Origin of the sequence: Phycicoccus sp. M110.8 (assembly GCF_032464895.1) — a bacterium.
GTDB lineage: Bacteria > Actinomycetota > Actinomycetes > Actinomycetales > Dermatophilaceae > Pedococcus.
Genome location: NZ_JAWDIC010000002.1, coordinates 268,520 through 288,181, shown reverse-complemented (window position 1 = coordinate 288,181; position 19,662 = coordinate 268,520). Strand labels below are relative to the sequence as shown.

The 19,662-nt window shown below is 73.3% G+C and carries 16 protein-coding genes; 14 read left to right on the top strand and 2 right to left on the bottom strand.

Annotation, left to right across the window (positions count from 1 at the left end):
• Positions 1-54: 54 nt before the first annotated feature.
• The 4 genes from RKE38_RS12850 (at position 55) to RKE38_RS12835 (ending at position 5,653) form a co-directional block, all read left to right on the top strand.
• Positions 55-336 (top strand): hypothetical protein, encoded by a 282-nt coding sequence (locus tag RKE38_RS12850; protein ID WP_316007884.1) that lies wholly within the window; start codon positions 55-57, stop codon positions 334-336.
• Positions 337-579: 243 nt separating this feature from the next.
• Positions 580-3,264 (top strand): hypothetical protein, encoded by a 2,685-nt coding sequence (locus RKE38_RS12845; protein ID WP_316007883.1) that lies wholly within the window; start codon positions 580-582, stop codon positions 3,262-3,264.
• A 104-nt stretch (positions 3,265-3,368) separates the two neighbouring features.
• On the top strand, positions 3,369-4,583 hold the full coding sequence (gene ftsY, locus RKE38_RS12840; RefSeq protein WP_316007882.1) for a signal recognition particle-docking protein FtsY: 1,215 nt from the start codon (positions 3,369-3,371) through the stop codon (positions 4,581-4,583).
• Between the two features lie 14 nt (positions 4,584-4,597).
• Complete coding sequence (locus RKE38_RS12835; protein ID WP_316007881.1) at positions 4,598-5,653, top strand: hypothetical protein; 1,056 nt, start codon at positions 4,598-4,600, stop codon at positions 5,651-5,653.
• A gap of 68 nt (positions 5,654-5,721) precedes the next feature.
• On the opposite strand, the gene RKE38_RS12830 is transcribed toward RKE38_RS12835, so the two are convergent.
• Positions 5,722-7,152, bottom strand: coding sequence for a lipase maturation factor family protein (locus RKE38_RS12830; RefSeq protein WP_316007880.1), 1,431 nt, complete (start codon positions 7,150-7,152; stop codon positions 5,722-5,724).
• Between the two features lie 90 nt (positions 7,153-7,242).
• Between RKE38_RS12830 and RKE38_RS12825 the strand changes: the two genes are divergently transcribed.
• From RKE38_RS12825 to RKE38_RS12780, 10 genes are all read left to right on the top strand, one after another.
• Positions 7,243-7,740 (top strand): hypothetical protein, encoded by a 498-nt coding sequence (locus tag RKE38_RS12825; protein WP_316007879.1) that lies wholly within the window; start codon positions 7,243-7,245, stop codon positions 7,738-7,740.
• Complete coding sequence (locus tag RKE38_RS12820) at positions 7,737-8,618, top strand: hypothetical protein (protein ID WP_316007878.1); 882 nt, start codon at positions 7,737-7,739, stop codon at positions 8,616-8,618. Before RKE38_RS12825 ends, RKE38_RS12820 begins: the two co-directional genes overlap by 4 nt.
• On the top strand, positions 8,615-9,634 hold the full coding sequence (locus RKE38_RS12815) for a hypothetical protein (protein WP_316007877.1): 1,020 nt from the start codon (positions 8,615-8,617) through the stop codon (positions 9,632-9,634). The genes RKE38_RS12820 and RKE38_RS12815 overlap by 4 nt, the downstream gene beginning before the upstream one ends.
• A gap of 116 nt (positions 9,635-9,750) precedes the next feature.
• Entirely contained in the window at positions 9,751-10,392 is a 642-nt protein-coding gene (locus RKE38_RS12810) for a maleylpyruvate isomerase N-terminal domain-containing protein (protein WP_316007876.1), read from the top strand.
• Between the two features lie 123 nt (positions 10,393-10,515).
• Positions 10,516-11,964 (top strand): ammonium transporter, encoded by a 1,449-nt coding sequence (locus RKE38_RS12805; protein WP_316007875.1) that lies wholly within the window; start codon positions 10,516-10,518, stop codon positions 11,962-11,964.
• Positions 11,961-12,299: a P-II family nitrogen regulator gene (locus RKE38_RS12800; protein WP_316007874.1), complete on the top strand. Its 339-nt coding sequence runs from the start codon at positions 11,961-11,963 to the stop codon at positions 12,297-12,299. The genes RKE38_RS12805 and RKE38_RS12800 overlap by 4 nt, the downstream gene beginning before the upstream one ends.
• A gap of 156 nt (positions 12,300-12,455) precedes the next feature.
• Positions 12,456-14,831 (top strand): [protein-PII] uridylyltransferase, encoded by a 2,376-nt coding sequence (locus RKE38_RS12795; RefSeq protein ID WP_316007873.1) that lies wholly within the window; start codon positions 12,456-12,458, stop codon positions 14,829-14,831.
• A gap of 173 nt (positions 14,832-15,004) precedes the next feature.
• Complete coding sequence (gene ffh / locus RKE38_RS12790) at positions 15,005-16,609, top strand: signal recognition particle protein (RefSeq protein WP_316007872.1); 1,605 nt, start codon at positions 15,005-15,007, stop codon at positions 16,607-16,609.
• On the top strand, positions 16,606-17,442 hold the full coding sequence (locus tag RKE38_RS12785; RefSeq protein WP_316007871.1) for an alpha/beta fold hydrolase: 837 nt from the start codon (positions 16,606-16,608) through the stop codon (positions 17,440-17,442). Before ffh ends, RKE38_RS12785 begins: the two co-directional genes overlap by 4 nt.
• Before the next feature lie 9 nt (positions 17,443-17,451).
• Entirely contained in the window at positions 17,452-18,540 is a 1,089-nt protein-coding gene (locus tag RKE38_RS12780; protein WP_316007870.1) for an amidohydrolase family protein, read from the top strand.
• A gap of 104 nt (positions 18,541-18,644) precedes the next feature.
• On the opposite strand, the gene RKE38_RS12775 is transcribed toward RKE38_RS12780, so the two are convergent.
• Positions 18,645-19,568: a sulfite exporter TauE/SafE family protein gene (locus RKE38_RS12775; RefSeq protein WP_316007869.1), complete on the bottom strand. Its 924-nt coding sequence runs from the start codon at positions 19,566-19,568 to the stop codon at positions 18,645-18,647.
• Positions 19,569-19,662 lie beyond the last annotated feature (94 nt).

The following is a 19,662-nucleotide window of genomic DNA, read 5'->3' as shown; positions in this document are numbered from 1 at the left end:
CCGTCCGGGACGGGTGGATTTGAGGTATGCCGTGCGCAGGGGCACTCTTGAGGCATGGTCGCCCTCATCATCGGCATGCTCGTCTGCGTCGCGCTCGCGGTTGCCGTGGTCGCCGTGGTGGCCATCCCCGCGCGACGCGAGGGCCGCGACCTGCTCACGCCCCAGGGCGAGGAGCTGATCTCCGCGGCCAAGGACAAGGCCCGGGAGAAGACCGAGAGCGCCCTGGAGAAGACCGGCGACGCGCTCAGCACCGCCAAGGACAAGGTCACCGACTCGGTCGGGTCCATCGGCAGCAGCGGAACGCCCGAGGACACCGGGCGCCACCGCGCCGGCTGAGGCCCGCGGCAGCGACTCCTCGCTCCGCCGTCCTCCCGGCGCACGGTGACCGGATCGTGCCAGTCGAGGGTGCCCGCGCACAGCCGCTGGCACCCAACTGCCACCTCTGCGGACAAACGCCGCTGGTGAGGGGGCGATCTCGTCCGTGGCCCATGACATTTGTCATGGGCCGTTCGGCTGATGAGCCCTGATGCTTGGGCAGGCCCGAACCGGGGCCACCCATCATCACCCGGAGGAGTTTGGATGACGTCTCTGTCACCCCGAACGCGCAGGGTCCTCGCCGGAGCGGCCGCAGCCGCCGTCGTCGCAGCCGGTACCGCCGGCTACGCCGGCCGGCACGAGCTCAACGAGGCCTGGCTGAAGTACCAGTGGCGCGACCGCCACTACAACGGCGCCGTCATGGAGAAGGCGCTCATGATCGCCGGGGGCAACCCCACCGAGGCCCAGAACGAGTCCAAGGAGGCCGTGACCATCGAGGAGCAGTTCGCGCAGGCGCGGACCGCTCCCGGCATCGTCGCGCCCGGGGCCTACGGCAACGCGTTCGCGCAGCTGTCGTCCATGCCCCGCACCAGCGGCACCTGGCACGAGGTCACCAAGGTGCCCTACAACGAGGACGACCCGCGCTACCGCGACTGGTACTCGAACTCCTCCGGCGGTGCCGGCTACGCCACGGGCCGCGTCACCGGCCTGGCCGCCGACAACGCCAACCATGTGTATGCCGCCGGCGCCGACGGCGGCGTCTGGCGCTCGTCCACAGGTGGCGGCGCCTGGACGCGGATCGCCGACGCGCTGCCCTCCCTGAGCGGTGGCGACCTGCAGCTCGCGACCAGCGACGGCTCGCTGTGGTTCGCCACGGGCGAGGCGAACACCGGCGGCACGTCCTACGTCGGGGCCGGCGTCTACCGGCTGGCCAACCCGGCCACGGGCACCTTCAGCCCGTCCGACCGGGTCGGCGGCAAGGAGCTGGAGTCGACCACGATCGGGCGTGTCCGCTCTGGCGGCTCGACCGTCTTCGCCGCGACCAACCGCGGCATCTGGTACCACGCGGCCGGCACGGCAGCAGGGGACTGGAACTTCGGCTTCGCGCCCAACATGTCGTGGATGCCGGAGATCAAGGACGACGCGGGCAAGGTGCTCGTGCCGGCCGGGTCGAACTGGTCGGGCGACACCTCGTCCGGCGCGACCAACGCCGCGTACAAGAACATCGTCAACGACATCGCGGTCGACCCGAAGAACCCCAAGCACGTCGTCGCGGCCATCGGCTGGCGCTCGGGTGACACCTACAACGGGTTCTACGAGACCAACGACTTCACCCAGGGCCCGTCGAGCTGGCACAAGCTCTCGGTGACCCTCGGCGGCATCACGAACACCAACGACGTGGGCTACACGACGTTCGCCTTCAGCAAGACCGGCGACCGCCTTTACGCGATGGTGCAGCAGCCGAGCAAGATCGCCTCGTCCTCCTCGCTGGCCGGCATCTTCGTCTCCAAGACGGGCTCGCCGAACGGTCCGTGGAACAAGATCGCGGACTCCGCCCAGCTGCACAACAGCGGCTCGGCGCTGGACCGCAAGGGCTACGCCGTCGGCGTGCAGGCCTGGTACAACCAGTTCCTCCAGGTCGACCCCGCGAACTCCAACCACGTCTGGGCCGGGCTCGAGGAGGTCTTCGAGACCAAGGACGCCGGTTCGCACTGGTCGGCTGTCTCCCCGTACTGGAACTTCACGTTCCCGTGCTGGAGCATCAATGACGCGAGCAACACGTGCCCGCTCGCCGGTCACCCTGACCAGCACTCGGTGACCGTCGGGTCGGCCGGCGGCAAGCCCGTCGTCTTCTTCGGCAACGACGGCGGCGTCTACCGGCGTCCGGTCAACGGCGCCGTCAACGCCAACGGCAACGCCACCGACCTGGTCTCCGTCTCCCGCGACGGCACCCTGGGCGCGCTGCAGTACTACTCCTCGTCCGTGGGCAAGGACCCGTCCGGCACGGGCATGGTGGTCTCCGGCGGCCTGCAGGACAACGGCGTGTCCAACCTGCGCAAGGTGGCCCCCGACGGCACCAACGGCGACACGGAGATGGGTTCCAACTTCGGTGGTGACGGTGGTGACGGCGCGGCCGACCCGCGCAACGGCTGCAACCAGCTGCAGGAGTACGTCTACCTGTCGGTCTACGTGACCAACAACTGCGCGCAGAACCCGGGTGCCACGAGCACTGCCACGGCGACGTCGTGGTCGCTCGACCCGGGCGACCCGAACCCGCGCTTCATCGCCCCGATGGGCCTGGACGGGGCCAACCCGGACAACGCCATCTTCGGTGGCGAGTACGTCTGGACGGCCTCGAACGTGTGGAAGGCCCGTGACTCCAGCGTCATGAAGAAGCAGTTCGACCTGGGTGCGGGCCACTCGGCCACGGCGGTCGCCATGGTCAACGGCGCCGCATACGTCTCCTGGTGCGGCCCGTGCAACAACGCCGGCTTCGCCCGCGGCATCGCCACCAACGCCGGCGGCACGTGGCACCAGCTGACGCTGGACTCCTCGTTCCCGAACCGCTTCGTCCAGGGCCTGGCCGTGGACCCGGCCAACGGCAACCACGCGTACGCCGCGATCAACGGCTTCTCGCGCCGGTTCACCGAGGGCCCGGGCGCCGGTGTCGGCCACGTCTACGAGACGACCGACGGCGGTGAGCACTGGACCGACATCAGCGGCAACCTGCCCGACGTGCCGGCCAGCTCGGTCAAGCGGCTGTCCAACGGCGGGCTCGTCCTGGGCACCGACCTGACGACGTTCTACCGGGCTCCCGGTGCGACGTCCTGGCAGGTGCTCGGCACCGGGCTGCCCACCACCGTGGTCATGGACCTCGAGGTGGCACCCGACGGCGACCTGTACGCCGCCACGCACGGCCGGGGCATGTGGAGCATCCCGCTCCCGTGAGCAGTCCCGTCCAGCACTGACCGCACCGCCCCCGGCCGCAGCAGCGACCGGGGGCGGTGCGCGTGCCGGGCGGCCGTCGGACGGGGTCGCCCGTCGATGAGAGGATGGCGCGCGTGATCGATCAGCTCTGGGAATGGATCGCTGTCGCGGTCGTACTGCTCGTCGTCCTCGTCGGGGGTGTCGTCGGCCTCACCCGCGGGCGGGGCGGGCGCAGCAAGGAGGCGCCGCGCGGCACGCAGCCGTCGGGCGACGTGCTGCCGGGCGTCGGGGACGACGCGGAGCCGCCGCGGGACGCGCCGAAGAGGTCCGTGCAGGACGCCGGGTCGGTCGACACCCTCCCGGTGCCCGAGGACACCCTCGTCGAGCCGCCGCCGGCCCCCACGGTCGAGCGCCCGGCCGAGGTCGCCGGCCGCCTGACCCGGCTCAGGGCACGCCTGGCCCGCTCCAACAGTGCGCTCGGCCAGGGCCTGCTCGCCCTGCTGTCCCGCGGCCGCCTCGACGAGGAGGCCTGGGAGGAGGTCGAGGACACCCTCATCGGCTCCGACCTCGGCGTCGAGGCGACCACCGAGCTCGTCGACCGCCTGCGCTCGCGGGTCAAGGTCGAGGGCACCACCGACGAGGCCACCGTGCGCGCCTGGCTGCGCGAGGACCTGCTGCGCCTGGTCGACCCCACCATGGACCGCAGCGTCGCCAGCTCCCGCGTCGCCGAGCGGCCGGCCGTCGTCCTCGTCGTGGGCGTCAACGGCACCGGCAAGACCACGACCGTGGGCAAGCTCGCCCGCGTCCTCGTCGCCGAGGACAAGGACGTCGTCCTCGGTGCTGCCGACACCTTCCGCGCGGCGGCCGCGGACCAGCTCGAGACCTGGGGCAGCCGCGTCGGCGTGCCGACCGTGCGCTCGGACCGTGAGGGCGCCGACCCCGCTGCGGTCGCCTTCGACGCGGTCAGGGCGGGCACCGAGATGGAGGCCGACGTCGTGCTCGTCGACACGGCCGGGCGGCTGCACAACAAGGTCGGGCTCATGGACGAGCTCGGCAAGGTCAAGCGCGTCATCGAGAAGCAGAGCCCCATCGACGAGGTCCTGCTCGTCCTCGACGCCACCACCGGCCAGAACGGGCTGCGCCAGGCCGAGGTGTTCGCTCAGGTCGTCGACGTGACCGGCATCGTCCTGACCAAGCTCGACGGCACGGCCAAGGGCGGCATCGTCGTGTCGGTGCAGCGCAAGCTCGGGGTGCCGGTGAAGCTCGTGGGCCTCGGCGAGGGCCCGGACGACCTCGCTCCGTTCGACCCCGAGGCCTTCGTCGACGCCATCGTCGGCTGACGATGCCCCGGTGCGTGGCCGCCGCTGCGGCGACCACGCTGGCCTGGGGCCCGCTCGTGGCGGGGACCGCGTCTGCCGGTGGGCCGCCGGTGCTCGGCACGGGAGCCGCGTATGCCGCCGGGCCGGCGGTGGCGCGCGACTTCCGCATCGAGGACCCACGCGTGACCGAGTCCTCCGGGCTGGCGCGCAGCGTGCGGCACCCGCACGTGGTCTGGACCGCGAACGACTCCGGCGACAGCGGCCGGATCTTCGCCATCGACACCCGGACCGGGCGAACCGTCGGCGTCCACACCTTCGGCGCCCCCGTGCGGGACGTCGAGGCGCTCGCCGTGACGCCGCAGGGACGCGTGCTGGTGGGCGACATCGGCGACAACAGCGGGACCCGCCGGCACGTGACGGTGTACTGGTTCGACGAGCCCGGCCTCGGGGACACCCGCGGGGGCTGGTCGTCCTGGGACCTCGTCTACCCCGACGGCCCGCACGACGCCGAGGCGCTGGCCGTCGACCCCCGCACTGGCCGCGTCGTCGTGGTCACGAAGTCGGGATTCGGCACGGCATACGCACTGCCGCAGGAGCCGAGCCGGACCCGGGTGAACCGGCTGGTGCGCGTCGGCGCCGGGCCGGCCGTCGCGACCGACGCGGTCTGGCTGGCGGACGGGTCCGCCCTCGCGGTGCGGACCTACACACAGCTGGTGCTCCTCGACCCCCAGACCTGGGCGGTCCGGACATCGGCCCTGCTGCCGCTGCAGCCACAGGGCGAGACCCTCGCGCTGGACCCGGACGGGCCCGGACTGCTCGCCGGCTCGGAGGGACGCAGCTCCCTGGTGCAGCGCGTCGACGTCCCGGTGGGGTCCGGCGCGGCGCCATCGACGGCCCCACCGACGTCTGCACCGTCGTCCGCACCGACGTCCCCGACGGCGACCGCGCCGTCCTCGCGTCGGGCGGACGCGGAGGGGCGTGCGGTCCCGTCGACACCGTCGCGCGGCACGGTGGCGGCAGCGACCGCCGCGCTCGTGGCCGTCCTGCTCGCAGCAGGCGGCGTCGTGGCGGTACGCCGCCGACGACCCTGACCGCGCCCACGACGCTGACCGCGTCGCCGACGCCGCCGTCACCGCCGACCCCGGTGCGGGCCAGCGGGTCAGGGCAGGGGGCGGTCGCCGAGGCCCTGTGGGGGTGCGAACTGGCTCACGACCTCGCGGTGCCACCAGGCACCGGTCCCGCGCCGCTCGGACCAGGTCGTGAAGCGGTAGCGGTAGAGCGTGGCCCGGACGGCGGCCGGTGCCTGGTCGGGGAACGGGTTGTGCCGCAGCAGCCGCAGCGTCGCCCGGTCGCCCTCGAGCAGCCGCTGGAGCAGCCGGGGGAACCACGGCTCGGCATACCTCGGCGAGAGCGCGGCGAACCACAGCAGCCAGTCCAGCCGCAGGTGGTACGGCGCCCACTGCCGGGGCAGCCGGCTGACGGCGCCCGGCTTGCCCTTGAACTCGTACTCCAGCCACGGCGAGCCGGCCAGGGCGGTTGAGCCCTCGACGACGACCTCGTACCGGGTGCGGGTCACGCTCCCGAACGCGCCGTAGGTGTTGACCAGGTGCAGCACGTCGAACGAGGCGTTCATCGCCTGCTCGGAGGAGACGAGGTTGCGCGCCGGCCGCCGGCTGAGGACGGCCACGAGGGCCACGAGCGCGAGGCAGGCGACCACCCACCACACCGGCGTGCCCGTCGCCCCGGGGTCGGGCCGCAGGGGCAGCACGTGCCCCCAGAACGAGTCGGGGACGACCGCGAGGCCCAGGACGATGGCGCTCCAGTTGAGCCAGGCGAAGTTGCCGCTGAGCACCAGCCACAGCTGGGTCACGACCATCACGACGGCGCACCAGCCTGCGACGGGCTGCGGCAGGAACAGCCCGAACGGCAGGACGAGCTGGGTGACGTGGTTCGCCGACACCTCGACCCGGTGCAGCGGCGCGGGCAGGTGGTGGAACCACCACGACAGCGGCCCGGGCATCGGCTGGGTCTCGTGGTGGTAGTACAGGCAGGTCAGGTCCCGCCAGCAGGGGTCGCCGCGCAGCTTGATCAACCCCGCCCCGAACTCGAGCCGGAACAGCACCCACCGCAGGGCGACCAGGACCGGCAGGGGAGGCGCCGTGTCCGCGGTGCCCAGGAAGACGGCGAGGAACCCCATCTCGAGCAGCAGCGACTCCCAGCCGAACCCGTACCAGCGCTGGCCCACGTTGACGATCGAGAGGTACAGCGCCCACAGGACGAGCCACACCACCATCGACAGAGGCAGGGGCAGCCGCTCGGTGACGCCCACGACCGTCAGCGCGGCGAGCCCCACGCCGGTCCACGCGACCCCGGCGAAGAGGCTGTCGGAGTACCGCCAGTGGAACAGGCTGGGGGACCGGCGGAACGGCACCCGCGCGACGAAGGCAGGGACCGGCAGCAGGCCGCGGCTGCCCAGCAGCGCCCGGAACTGCAGGGCCGCGGCGAGGAAGGCCACGAGGTAGAGCCCGCCCAGCCCGCGCTGGAACAGCAGGCGCGAGACCCGGTAGCCCTCGGCGGCGAACCAGTCCATGGCGCGCCGCGCTCAGCCCGCCCTCGAGCGGGGTGACCGCACGGTGTTCCGGTCCGGGACCATCCCTCCATCATGGCCTACCCTGACCGCGTGGCGACCGGGGTGGACGAGCGGGTCGAGGTGCGGGAGCAGGAGCCCGTGCAGCGGCTGGGCGGCGCCGCGAAGGCGTGGCGGACCGCGGTCGTCCTGGTCCTGGCCGCCGGGTTCTGCGCCGGCTCCCTCGTCGGCGACGACGACTGGTGGCCGTTCTCCCCGTGGCGGATGTTCTCGACCTCGCAGGCCCCGTCGGGGTCGGTCTGGTCGACCGGCATCGAGGTGCAGACCGCCGCCGAACCCGGGCAGTGGCGTCCGGCCCCGCTCACCCCGGAGAACACCGGCCTGAACCGGGCCGAGGTCGAGGGCCGCATCCCGCAGATCACGTCCGACCCCGCGCGGCTCGGCACGCTCGCCGCCAGCCACGCGCGACTGCGGCCCGACGCCCCGACCTGGACGGCCCTGCGTGTCGTCCGCCGCCTCATCGTCGTCGTCGACCGCAAGCCCACCGGCGAGGTCCGGACCGAGGTGCTGGCGCAGTGGAGCGCGCGGTGAGCGCCGTGCGCCGGCTGCAGGGCTGGCTGTTCGAGCCGATGCCCGTGGCACGGGTGGCCGTGCTCCGGCTGCTCGTCTTCGCCTTCGTCGTGGTCGACGTCCTGCTCCTGCACACCTCCGGCTGGTACCACGGCTGGGCCGACCCGGTCTGGTACGAGCCCCTGCTGGTCGGGCAGGCGCTCCACCTCCCCGCCGCGACGGTGCTGCTCGTGCAGGTGCTCAAGTGGGGTTGTGTGGCGGCCGCGCTCGCGGCGATGACCGGGAGGGCTCCGCGCCTGCTCGGGTGGACCGTGGCGGTCGCGTGGACCTGGTACCAGTACGTCGCCTTCTCCTACGGCAAGGTCGACCACGACCGGGCCGACTTCGTCGTCGCGCTGGCGCTGCTGCCCACCGTGGGCCTGGCGCACCTGTCGGACCGCCGCCGCTCCGAGGCCGCCGGCTTCGCGCTGCGGGCGGTGCAGCTGGCCGCCGTCGCCACCTACTTCCTCTCCGCGTGGGCCAAGGTCCGGTTCGGCGGCTGGGAGTGGGTCAACTCCGCGACGATGGTGCGGGCCGTCGTGCGCCGCGGGACCCCCATGGCGCAGTGGCTGCTCGAGGTGCCGTGGACGCTGCACTGGTTCCAGTGGGTGCTCTTCACGGCCGAGCTCACCTCGCCGGTGATCTTCCTGCTGTCCGAGCGGTGGCGCCGGCGCGTGGTGGCCGCGTGGTTCGTCTTCCACGCCATGACGTATGCCGCGATCACCATCGCGTTCTGGCCGCACCTGGTGATGATGCTGGCCTTCCTGCCGCTGGAGCGGTATGCCGCCTCGCTGCGGGCCCGGGTCGGCGGCCGCTGGCGCGGGCGGCTGCCCGCACGACTCGTGGGGGAGCGCTCGTGACGGCGCCGGACCGGGACGCGCTGGGGCGCGACGAGGCGGACCACGCGGGCGGGGCAGCGTCGCCACGACACGCCTCGGGCGCGGAGGAGCTTCCCTCCGCGGTGCTCGCGGAGGCGCAGGCGCCCCTGCCCGACAGCGTCACGGCATACCACCGGGCGCTCCTGGAGGCGGCGCAGGCGCACGACGTCATCCGGATGGACCACCTGGTCTTCGGGTGGTCCCAGGCGCGCGGCGTCCTGCGGCCCGAGGGGCCCGAGGAGCTGTCGCAGTGGGCGGTGCTGGACCGCCGGCTCGGGCAGGTGCTGCTGGGCGCCGGCCACCCCGCCGCCGGCCAGGTGCTGGCCGAGTCCATCGAGGCGGCCGCAGCGGCCGGGGACATGCTGGAGGAGATCCGCAGCCGGATGGCGTTCGTGCCCGTGGAGCTCGGGGTGGGTGACGAGCAGGCCCTGCAGCGCGGGCTGGGGTACGTCGAGCAGCTGCTCGCGATGGACGAGCCCGGGCACGCCGCCGGCGGGCTGATGGGGCTGGCGCACGTCGCCCCCGAGGAGATGGCGCCGACCCTGCTGCTGCGGGCGTCCCACTTCTACGAGCAGGACGGGGACGGGGGCTGGGCGGCGGAGGCCGCGACGCTCGCCGTCCGCGCGATGGTGGCCGTCGACGACCCGCGCACCGACGACACGCTCGCCCGGGCGCGAGCCCTCGTCGACGCGCACCCGACCGTGGAGCTGCGGATCTCGCTGGCCGAGCTCGAGGCACTCGTGCTGTGGCGCGGCGGCGACCCGGAGACCGCCACGGTCCTGCTGCAGGAGGCCATCGGCGCCGCCGAGCGCACCGGACGGCCGGTGCCCCCGGACCTGCGGATCCTGCTGTGCGACATCCTGGTCGAGTCCGGCCGGTTCGAGGGCCTGCGGGAGCCGGCCCAGGCCCTGGTGGGATTCGCCCGGATGGTGGAGGACGACGAGCTGGCCTCCATGGGGGAGCGCTACCTGGCGCTCGCACCCGAGGGCGGTTCCTGAGGCCCGAGCACGCGAGGCGCCCGCGCCCGCCCGGGCGAGGCGCCGTGGCCCGTGGTGAGCCGCCGAGCCGCCGTGGGCCGCGGTCGGCCGTCGGCACCCGTGGGTAGGGTCGCCGCATGAGCCTCACCGAGCACCGCACCGCCTTCCTGGAGTCCGTGGCCATCGCCCGCGAGCTCGCCGGCTCGGCAGCCGTCCGCGACGCCTGGGCGCACGAGAGCGCCTGCGCCGGGATGAGCGTGGGAGGGCTGGCGCACCACCTGCTCAACCAGGGCGTGACCGTCGCCCGGGGCCTGTCTGCCGAGCCCAGCGGCGAGGTCATCCCCGTCCTCGAGCACTACCGCCGGGCGCCCTGGGTGGCCGCGTCCCGCGCCGGGCAGGTCGACCCCGAGCAGAACGTGCGCGACGACGAGGCGGCCACCGCCGGCCCCGACGCGGTCCTCGCCACCGTGGCCGGCCACACCGACGGGCTGGCCGAGCTGCTCGCCGCGCCGCGGGACCCGGACACGATCTTCATCCCGTGGCAGGGCTGGTCGCTCACCACCGACGACTTCCTGACGACCCGGATGATGGAGATGCTCGTCCACGCCGACGACCTCGCCGCGAGCGTCGGGGTGCAGACGCCGCAGTTCCCCGAGGGGGCGGTGGTGCCCGTCGTGGGCCTGCTCGCGGCGGTCGCGGCCGACCGGCACGGCGCCACGGCGGTGGTGCGCGCGCTGAGCCGGCCGCAGCGTTCGCAGGGCCCGGTCTCGGCGTTCTGACCAGTCCTTGACCCGCGGCATACCAGCCGCGAAACGTACTTCTTACGCCGGTGACCCTTCGCTAACACAGCCGTAACAAACCCCGGCACGACACGAAACCGCGGGCGGTCACAGTTTCCTGCCATGAGCGCAATTACCTTCGTGGCGGCCGACACGCCGTTCACCGACAGCGGGAACACCGCGTGGGTCCTCGCCGCGGCGGCCCTCGTGCTGTTCATGACTCCCGGCCTCGCCCTCTTCTACGGAGGCATGGTCCGGACCAAGAGCGTCCTCAACATGATGATGATGAGCTTCATCACGATGGGGACGGTCGGCACGGTCTGGGTCCTGTGGGGCTACAGCGAGACGTTCGGGCCGGACCTGGGCGGGGGCCTGCTGGGCAACCCCTTCACCCACTTCGGCCTCAAGGGCGTCCTCGACCAGATCTACGGCTTCGTCCCCGCCGACGCCGCCAAGGGCGTGGCCGCCGCGGGCGGCATCCCGGCCCCGGCGTTCGTCGCCTTCCAGGTGGTGTTCGCGATCATCGCGGTCGCCCTGGTCTCGGGTGCGATCGCCGACCGGGCCAAGTTCACCGCCTGGACCGTCTTCACCGTGGTGTGGGCGACCCTGGTCTACTTCCCGGCCGCCCACTGGGTGTTCGCCTTCAGCGGGTATGCCGCAGAGACCGGCGGCTGGATCGCCAACAAGGCGGACGGCCTGTTGTTCGGCGGCGCCGCCGCGTACGACTTCGCCGGTGGCACCGCGATCCACATCAACGCCGGTGCGGCGGGCCTCGCGCTCGCGATCGTCCTCGGCAAGCGGATCGGCTTCGCCAAGGACCCTATGCGCCCGCACAACCTCACCCTGGTCATGATCGGCGCGGGCATCCTCTGGTTCGGCTGGTTCGGGTTCAACGCGGGCTCGGCGCTCGGTGCCGGCACGCAGGCCGCCGGCGTCTGGGTCAACACCCTCGCCGCCACCTGCACCGCCATGCTGGGCTGGCTGGTCACGGAGAAGTTCCGCGACGGCCACGCGACCTCCCTCGGTGCTGCGTCCGGTGTCGTCGCCGGCCTGGTCGCGATCACCCCGGCCTGCGCCACCGTCTCGCCGGTCGGTGCGCTGGTCGTCGGGCTCGTCGCCGGTGTCGGCTGCGCCCTCGCGGTCGGCCTCAAGTTCAAGCTCGGCTTCGACGACAGCCTCGACGTCGTCGGCGTCCACCTCGTCGGCGGCCTCATCGGCACCCTGCTGATCGGCCTCCTCGCCACCAAGGGCAGCCCGACCGGTGCGGCCGGCCTCGACGTCAACGAGGGCCTGTTCTACGGCGGCGGGTTCTCCCAGCTGTGGGCCCAGTTCCTCGGCGCGGCGACGGTGCTCGTGTTCTCCTTCGTGGTCACCTACGTCATCGGCCTGGCCATCCACAAGACGATGGGCTTCCGGGTCGACGAGGCCGACGAGGTCTCGGGTGTCGACCTCAGCGAGCACGCCGAGTCGGCATACGACATCACCGGGCACTCTGGTGGCAGGTTCGGGAGCGGGACCACCATCGGTTCCCAGCCGGCCACGTCCAAGACCCACGAGGGGGCATCCGCATGAAGCTCGTCACCGCCATCATCAAGCCGCACCAGCTCGACGAGGTGAAGGAGGCCCTGGAGGCCTACGGCATCTCGGGCATGACCGTCAGCGAGGCGTCCGGCTACGGCCGCCAGCGCGGCCACAGCGAGGTCTACCGCGGCGCCGAGTACACCGTGGACTTCGTGCCGAAGGTGCGGGTCGAGGTGCTCGTCGACGACATGGACGCGGGCTCGGTCGCCGACGTGGTCCTCAAGGCCGCCCAGACCGGCCGGATCGGCGACGGCAAGATCTGGATCGTCCCGGTCGACGACGTCATCCGGGTCCGCACCGGCGAGCGGGGCCCCGACGCCCTGTAGCGCCCAGGAGAAGCAGGACCGCCACGAGCAGGGGAGGTGCCCGGAGCCCGAGAGCCCCGGGCGCCTCCCCGTGTCGTGTGCGAACCGGCGGACGACCTAACACGGACGTAACACCAGTGCAGGCAACCGGAAACGTCGGCACGGCACCGTAGGAGCATGAGCGTGGAGCAGATCGACCTGGCGGCCCGCCGCCTCGACCTGGCCGGCGCGCGGGGTTTCGACGCGCTGGGGGCGGGCACGGCCCGGCGCGAGGCGATCGCCACCATGACGCGTGAGTGGCTCGCAACGGTGTGGGCCCAGGCCCTCGACGGGCGCTCCACCGAGGGGATCGCCCTCGCGGCCGTGGGCAGCCTGGCCCGCGGGGACGCGGGTCCCCTCAGCGACCTCGACCTCGTGCTCCTGCACTACGGGCGCTCCCTCAGCGGGGAGGACCTGCGCGGCCTCGCCGACCGCGTCTGGTACCCGGTGTGGGACGCCGGCGTGAAGCTGGACCACTCGGTCCGCACGGTGAACCAGTGCCGCACCGTCGCCTCGGGCGACCTCACCGCGGCCGTCGGACTGCTCGACCTGACCTGCGTCGCGGGCGACCCCGAGGTCGTCGCAGCCGCGCGCTCCACCGTCGCCCACGACTGGCGGGCGAACGCCCGGCGCCGGCTGCCCCAGCTGCTCGACGCGCTGCGGGCCCGGCACGCCCGGCACGGCGACCTCGCGCAGAGCATCGAGCCGGACCTCAAGGAGGCCCACGGCGGCCTGCGCGACATGACCGTCCTCGGTGCCCTGGTCGCGGCGTGGCTGACCGACCGCCCGCACGAGGGGGTGGACGAGGCGCACCGGGTGCTCCTCGACGTGCGCGACGCCGTCCACGTCGTGACCGGCCGGGGCCGGGACCGGCTCGGGCGCGAGGACCACGACGCCGTCGCCGCCCTCCTCGGCCACGCCGACGCCGACGACTTGCTCACGGCCGTCGCCAACGCCGGCCGCACCGTGGCATACGCCCTCGACGGCACCGTGCGGCGGGCGGGGCAGTCCCAGCGCGCGCGCACCCTTCGGGTCGGGCCGCGCCGGCCGCAGCTCAACCCGCTCGGGTTCGGCATGTTCGAGCACGACGGCGAGGTCGTGCTCGGGCCGCGCAGCTCGCTGTCGACCGAGCCGCTGCTGCCCCTGCGTGCTGCCGTCGTCGCCGCCCGCAACAACCTCCCCATCGCACCGACCACCCTGGGCAACCTCGCCGGCCAGGCGCCGACGCTGCCCGAGCCGTGGCCCGAGATCGCCCGGGACCTCTTCGCCGACCTGCTGGCGACCGGCCCGGGCCTCATCGCGGTCTGGGAGGGGCTCGACCAGGCCGGCATCGTCGACCGCTGGATCCCCGAGTGGGCGGCCGTCCGCTCGCGCCCGCAGCGCAACGCCGTCCACCGGCACACCGTCGACCGCCACTTGGTCGAGACGGTGGTCCTCGCGGGCGGCCTGGTCCGGCAGGTGGGTCGCGCCGACCTGCTGCTGCTCGCCGCGCTGCTGCACGACATCGGCAAGCTGCCCGGCGCGCACGACCACTCCGCCACCGGGGCACCGATCGCCCGGGCCGTGGCGACGCGCCTGGGCTACCCGGCATCCGACGTCGAGGTCGTGGAGACCCTCGTGCGTGAGCACCTGACGCTCATCGACCTGGCGACCCGGCGCGACCACCAGGACCCCGGCACGGTGACCGCGGCCCGGGCGGCGGTGGGCGGGTCGCGCGACGTGTTCGACCTGCTCGTCGCGCTCACGGAGGCCGACGCCAGCGCGGCCGGCCCGCAGGCGTGGACCGACTGGCGGGCGACCCTGCTGCGCCAGCTCGCCGAGGCCGCCCGCAGCGGCTGGGAGGAGGGGAGCGTGCCGCCACCGGCGCAGACCGTGACCGTCGACGCGTCCGACCTCGAGGCGGTCGCGGCAGGCGAGCCCCGGGTCGTCGTCCGGCCGCAGGGCGGGTCGTACCGCATCGACGTGTTCGACCGCGACCGGCTGGGGCTGTTCGCCGACACCGCCGGGCTGCTCGCGGCGCACGGGCTGGTCGTCCGGACCGCGATCCTGCGCACCGTCGACGGCGTCGCGGCGAACGAGTGGCACGTCGAGAGCCCCAGCGGCGAGGCGCCGCAGGCCGAGCGCATCGCGCGCGGCCTCGAACGGCTGGCCACCGGTGACCGCGCGCCCCTCGGGTTGCTCGAGCGTCGCCGCCAGTTCGCGGCGCGACCCAGTGGGGAGTCGGGGACCGGCTCGCCAGGGCAGGCGCGCGCCCTGGTGGTGCCGCACGCCTCCGAGGACGCCACCGTGATCGAGGTGCGCGCCCAGGACCGGCCGGGGCTGCTGCACGACCTCGGGATCGGGTTCGCCAAGGCCGGCCTGTCCGTGCGCTCGGCCCACATCGCCACGTATGCCGGCCAGACCCTGGACACCTTCTACGTCACCGAGTTCGGTGGTCGCCTGCTCGCGCCCGCCACCGTGGCGCGGACCGTGGCCATGATCATCGACACCTGCGACGGCACCGCCCCCGCCTGACCCGGCACACCCGCATCCCGGCACACGCGCATCCCCGGCACACCGGCATACCCGGCCCGTCCGCGTCCGAGCTGTTCAGGAGTCTTTGAGCGATCGCGGCGGTCCTGGCCGCCGCGATCGCTCAAAGACCCGGTTGGTCTGCCGGTTCCCGCGGCTCGATTAGTCTGGGGCGCGTGTTCACCAGCCTGTCCGACCGCCTGACCGCCACCTTCAAGAACCTCCGGGGCAAGGGGCGGCTGTCCGAGTCCGACGTCAACAGCACGATCCGCGACATCCGCCTCGCGCTGCTCGACGCCGACGTCTCGCTGCCGGTCGTCAAGAAGTTCACGCACGCCGTCCGTGAGCGCGCCCTCGGCGCCGAGGTCTCCGCCGCGCTCAACCCGGGGCAGCAGGTCGTCAAGATCGTCAACGAGGAGCTCGTCGAGATCCTCGGCGGCCAGACCCGCACGATCCGGTTCGCCAAGAACCCGCCCACCGTGATCATGCTCGCGGGCCTGCAGGGTGCCGGCAAGACCACGCTCGCCGGCAAGTTGGCGTACTGGCTCAAGGACCAGGGCCACACCCCGATGCTCGTCGCCGCGGACCTCCAGCGGCCCAACGCCGTGACCCAGCTCGAGGTCGTCGGCCAGCGGGCCGGCGTCCCGGTCTACGCGCCCGAGCGCGGCAACGTCGGCGGCCACGACGCCGTCGGCCCGACCGGCGAGGGCACCCGCAGCTTCGGCGACCCGGTCGCCGTCTCCCGTGCCGGCATCGAGCAGGCGAAGCGCGCCCAGCACGACGTCGTCATCGTCGACACCGCCGGCCGCCTCGCCGTCGACGCCGACCTCATGCAGCAGGCCGCGGACATCCGCGCCGCGATCTCGCCCGACGAGGTCCTCTTCGTCATCGACGCGATGATCGGCCAGGCGGCCGTCGAGACCGCCTTGGCGTTCCAGGACGGCGTCGACTTCACCGGTGTCGTGCTCTCCAAGCTCGACGGCGACGCCCGCGGTGGTGCGGCCCTGTCGGTGGCCAGCGTCACCGGGCGGCCGATCATGTTCGCCTCCACCGGTGAGCAGGTGAAGGACTTCGAGGTCTTCCACCCCGACCGCATGGCCTCGCGCATCCTCGACATGGGCGACGTGCTGACCCTCATCGAGCAGGCGGAGCGGGCGTTCGACCGCAGCCAGGCCGAGGAGATGCAGCGCAAGTTCCTCGCCGAGGAGGACTTCACCTTCGACGACTTCCTCAACCAGATGGCCGCGCTGAAGAAGATGGGCGGCCTGAAGTCGATGCTCGGCATGATGCCGGGCATGGGCCAGATGAAAGCCCAGCTCGACAACCTCGACCCCAAGGAGTTCGACCGGGTCGAGGCCATGGTCCGTTCGATGACGCCGTTCGAGCGCACCCACTCCAAGCAGATCAACGGCTCGCGCCGCGCCCGCATCGCCAAGGGCTCCGGCGTCGAGGTCTCCGAGGTCAACGCGCTGCTCGAGCGGTTCACCGAGGCGCAGAAGATGATGAAGCAGCTCGCCCGTGGCGGCGGCATCCCCGGTATGCCGGGCATGGGCGGCGGCCCCGGCAAGCGCGGCAAGCAGCAGCCGCAGCGCAAGAAGTCCAAGTCCGGCAACCCCGCCAAGCGGGCCGCCGAGGAACGCGCGGCGGCCGAGCGGGCCAACGCCCCGAAGACGGCCCCGACCGGCGCCTCGTTCGGCGGCGGCCAGGGCGCCGGCAACGGTGCCCCCGACCTCGACCCCGCGAACCTGCCCGCAGGCTTCGAGAAGTTCCTCGGCCGGTGAGCGGCGCGGCCGCGCCGCTGCACACCCTGTCGGTCGGCACCGCCGGCCCGCGGGTCGCGTTCCTGCACGGCCTGTTCGGGCAGGGGCGCAACTGGCAGCAGATCGCCAAGGCCCTGTCCGGCCCGGACGGCACCGCCGCCCGGTGCACCCTCGTCGACCTGCCCGACCACGGCCGTTCGCCGTGGTCGCGCGAGTTCTCCCTCGAGGCGTATGCCGCCGCTGTCGCCGAGACCCTGCGTGCCACCGCACCGGGGGAGCGGTGGGTGGTCGTGGGCCACTCCCTCGGGGGCAAGACCGCGATGGCGCTCGCCCTGCACCACCCCGACCTCGTCGAGCGGCTCGTCGTCGTCGACATCGCGCCGAAGTCCTACGGCTCGCTGGAGCGGTTCGAGGGCTACATCCGCGAGATGCAGTCGCTGCCGCTCGCCGAGCTGACCAGCCGGGCCGACGCGGAGGCGCGGTTCAGCGAGCCCGACCCGGGCGTCAAGGCGTTCCTGCTGCAGAACCTGCGGCGGCACGGCGACTCCTGGCGCTGGCAGGCCAACCTCGACCTGGTGGCCGCGGACGCCGACACCGGCACGCGCTCACGCATCGCGGGCTGGCCGCTCGCACCCGGTGACGTCCCGGCATACGAAGGGCCGGTCCTGTGGATCGCGGGCGCGGAGTCGGGGTACGTGAAGCCGGAGGACTCCGAGGCGATGCGCGCACTGTTCCCTCGGGTGCGGCAGCTGACGGTCAAGGGGGCCTCCCACTGGGTCCACACCGACGCGCCCGAGGTCGTCACCGAGGCCCTGCGCCGGTTCGTCGCGCCCGTGGCGGAGGGCGCTCGCTAGGGTCGGCGCATGAGCGCACCGGTGCTGCACCTGCAGGGAGAGATCCTCGTCGGGCCGCAGGAGGTGCGACCGGAGGCCTGGGTGGTCGGGGGACGCCTGACGTTCGACCGGCCGGGTGCCGCAGGTGCCGATGTCGAGACGGTGCGCGGCTGGGTGCTGCCCGGCCTCGTCGACGCCCACTGCCACGTGGGGCTCGACGCCCACGGTGCGGTGGACGACGAGACCTCCGAGGCGCAGGCGATCGCGGACCGCGACGCCGGGACCCTGCTCATCCGCGACGCCGGCTCACCGGCCGACACTCGCTGGATCGACGACCGTCCCGACCTGCCCAAGGTCATCCGCGCCGGACGTCACATCGCCCGCACCCGCCGGTACATCCGCAACTACGCCTGGGAGGTCGAGCCCGACGAGCTGGTCGACCGCGTCCGGCTCGAGGCCAAGGCCGGCGACGGCTGGGTCAAGCTCGTGGGGGACTGGATCGACCGTGACGCCGGCGACCTGACCCCGTGCTGGCCGGTGGACGTGCTCACCGACGCCATCGCCGCCGCCCACGACGAGGGTGCCCGCGTCACGGCGCACTGCTTCGGCGAGGCGTCCCTGTACGACTTCGCCGCGGCCGGGACCGACTGCATCGAGCACGCCACGGGCCTGGAGGACGAGACGATCGCGCAGTTCGCCGCCCAGGGCATCGCGATCGTGCCGACCCTCGTCAACATCGCGACCTTCCCCCAGATCGCCGAGCCCGCGCGGGAGAAGTTCCCCGACTACCACCGCCGGATGCTCGCCCTGCACGAGCGGCGGTACGCCACGGTCGGTGCCGCGCGCGACGCCGGCATCCCGGTCTACGTGGGCACCGACGCCGGCGGCTCCCTGCGCCACGGCCTGGTCGCGCAGGAGGCTGCCGAGCTCACGCGGGCCGGCTTCAGCCCGGAGGAGGCGCTGTGGGCCGTGTCGTGGGGCGCCCGCGAGTGGCTCGGGCGCCCCGGGCTCGAGGAGGGCGCCGACGCCGACCTCGTCGTCTACGCCGCCGACCCCCGGGTCGAGATCGGCGCGCTCGCGGCCCCCGAGCACATCGTCCTGCGCGGCGTCACCGTCTGACCGTTCGCGGAGCGGCCGTCCGCGGCGTCCGCCGTCCGCGGCCACCGCGGCCACCGCGGCCACCGCGGCCACCGCGGCCACCGCGGCCACCGCGGCGTCCGCGATCAGGCGGGGTCGGCTGCCAGCGCGCGCTCGGTGTCCGCGGCGCGGTGCGCCGTGAGGTCGCGCTCGGCGCGGTGCTGCCGGACCGACCACGCGACGGCGGCCGCCCACACGCCATAGACCACGGCATACGCCAGCCAGCGGGTGCCGGCCGAGGCGTCCACCCAGTCGGACCGCAGCAGGGTCCGCGAGTTCGTGATGACGATGATGCCGCCGACCGCGGAGCCGAGGACGCGCGGCGGGATGTGCCGCACCAGCCAGGCGGCGATCGGGGCCGCGACGAGACCGCCGGCGAGCAGGGCCAGGACCCAGCCGAGGTTGATGCCCTGGGACCCGAGGGCCAGCAGGAAGCCCAGGCTCGCCGCCACGGAGACGAGGAACTCGCTGGTGTCGATGGAGCCGATCACCTTGCGCGGCTCGAGCCGGCCGCTCGCGAGGATCGCCGGCGTGCCGACCGGCCCCCAGCCGCCGCCGCCAGTGGCGTCGACGAAGCCGGCGAACAGGCCGAGCGGGGCCAGGAAGCGCTTGCGCAGCGGGTGCCCGAGCCGGTCGGTCCGCAGCCCGCGCACGGTGAACCGCACGAGCACGTACAGGCCGAGGGCGAGCAGAACCAGCGACATCACCGGGGCGGCGACCGAGGTGTCGAGGCTGGACAGGAAGGTCGCGCCGGCGAACGCGCCGACCGCGCCCGGGATGCCGATCTTCGCCACGACGCCCCAGTTGACGTTGCCGAACTTCCAGTGCGAGGCGCCCGACGCCAGCGTCGTGCCGATCTCGGCGAGGTGGACGGTGGCAGAGGCGGCGGCGGGGTTCGTGCCGATGGCGAGCAGGAGCGTCGTCGAGGTGACCCCGTAGGCCATGCCGAGGCTGCCGTCGACGAGCTGGGCGCCGAGGCCGACGAGGGCGAGGAGGACGAGCTTGCGCATGCGGTGGGGTCCTGTCGGGGAGAGGTGAAATCCGGTCTTCCGAGTAGGAGTTTCAATGCGCTTTCGCTTATGGGTCAAGTAACGACGTGTTATG

Coding starts and splice junctions, on each gene's coding strand:
- RKE38_RS12850 (WP_316007884.1), top strand. CDS start 55: ATGGTCGCCCTCATCATCGGCATGCTCGTCTGCGTCGCGCTCGCGGTT.
- RKE38_RS12810 (WP_316007876.1), top strand. CDS start 9,751: ATGAGCCTCACCGAGCACCGCACCGCCTTCCTGGAGTCCGTGGCCATC.
- RKE38_RS12775 (WP_316007869.1), bottom strand. CDS start 19,568: ATGCGCAAGCTCGTCCTCCTCGCCCTCGTCGGCCTCGGCGCCCAGCTC.
- RKE38_RS12845 (WP_316007883.1), top strand. CDS start 580: ATGACGTCTCTGTCACCCCGAACGCGCAGGGTCCTCGCCGGAGCGGCC.
- RKE38_RS12780 (WP_316007870.1), top strand. CDS start 17,452: ATGAGCGCACCGGTGCTGCACCTGCAGGGAGAGATCCTCGTCGGGCCG.
- RKE38_RS12795 (WP_316007873.1), top strand. CDS start 12,456: ATGAGCGTGGAGCAGATCGACCTGGCGGCCCGCCGCCTCGACCTGGCC.
- RKE38_RS12805 (WP_316007875.1), top strand. CDS start 10,516: ATGAGCGCAATTACCTTCGTGGCGGCCGACACGCCGTTCACCGACAGC.
- RKE38_RS12830 (WP_316007880.1), bottom strand. CDS start 7,152: ATGGACTGGTTCGCCGCCGAGGGCTACCGGGTCTCGCGCCTGCTGTTC.
- ftsY (WP_316007882.1), top strand. CDS start 3,369: ATGGCGCGCGTGATCGATCAGCTCTGGGAATGGATCGCTGTCGCGGTC.
- RKE38_RS12800 (WP_316007874.1), top strand. CDS start 11,961: ATGAAGCTCGTCACCGCCATCATCAAGCCGCACCAGCTCGACGAGGTG.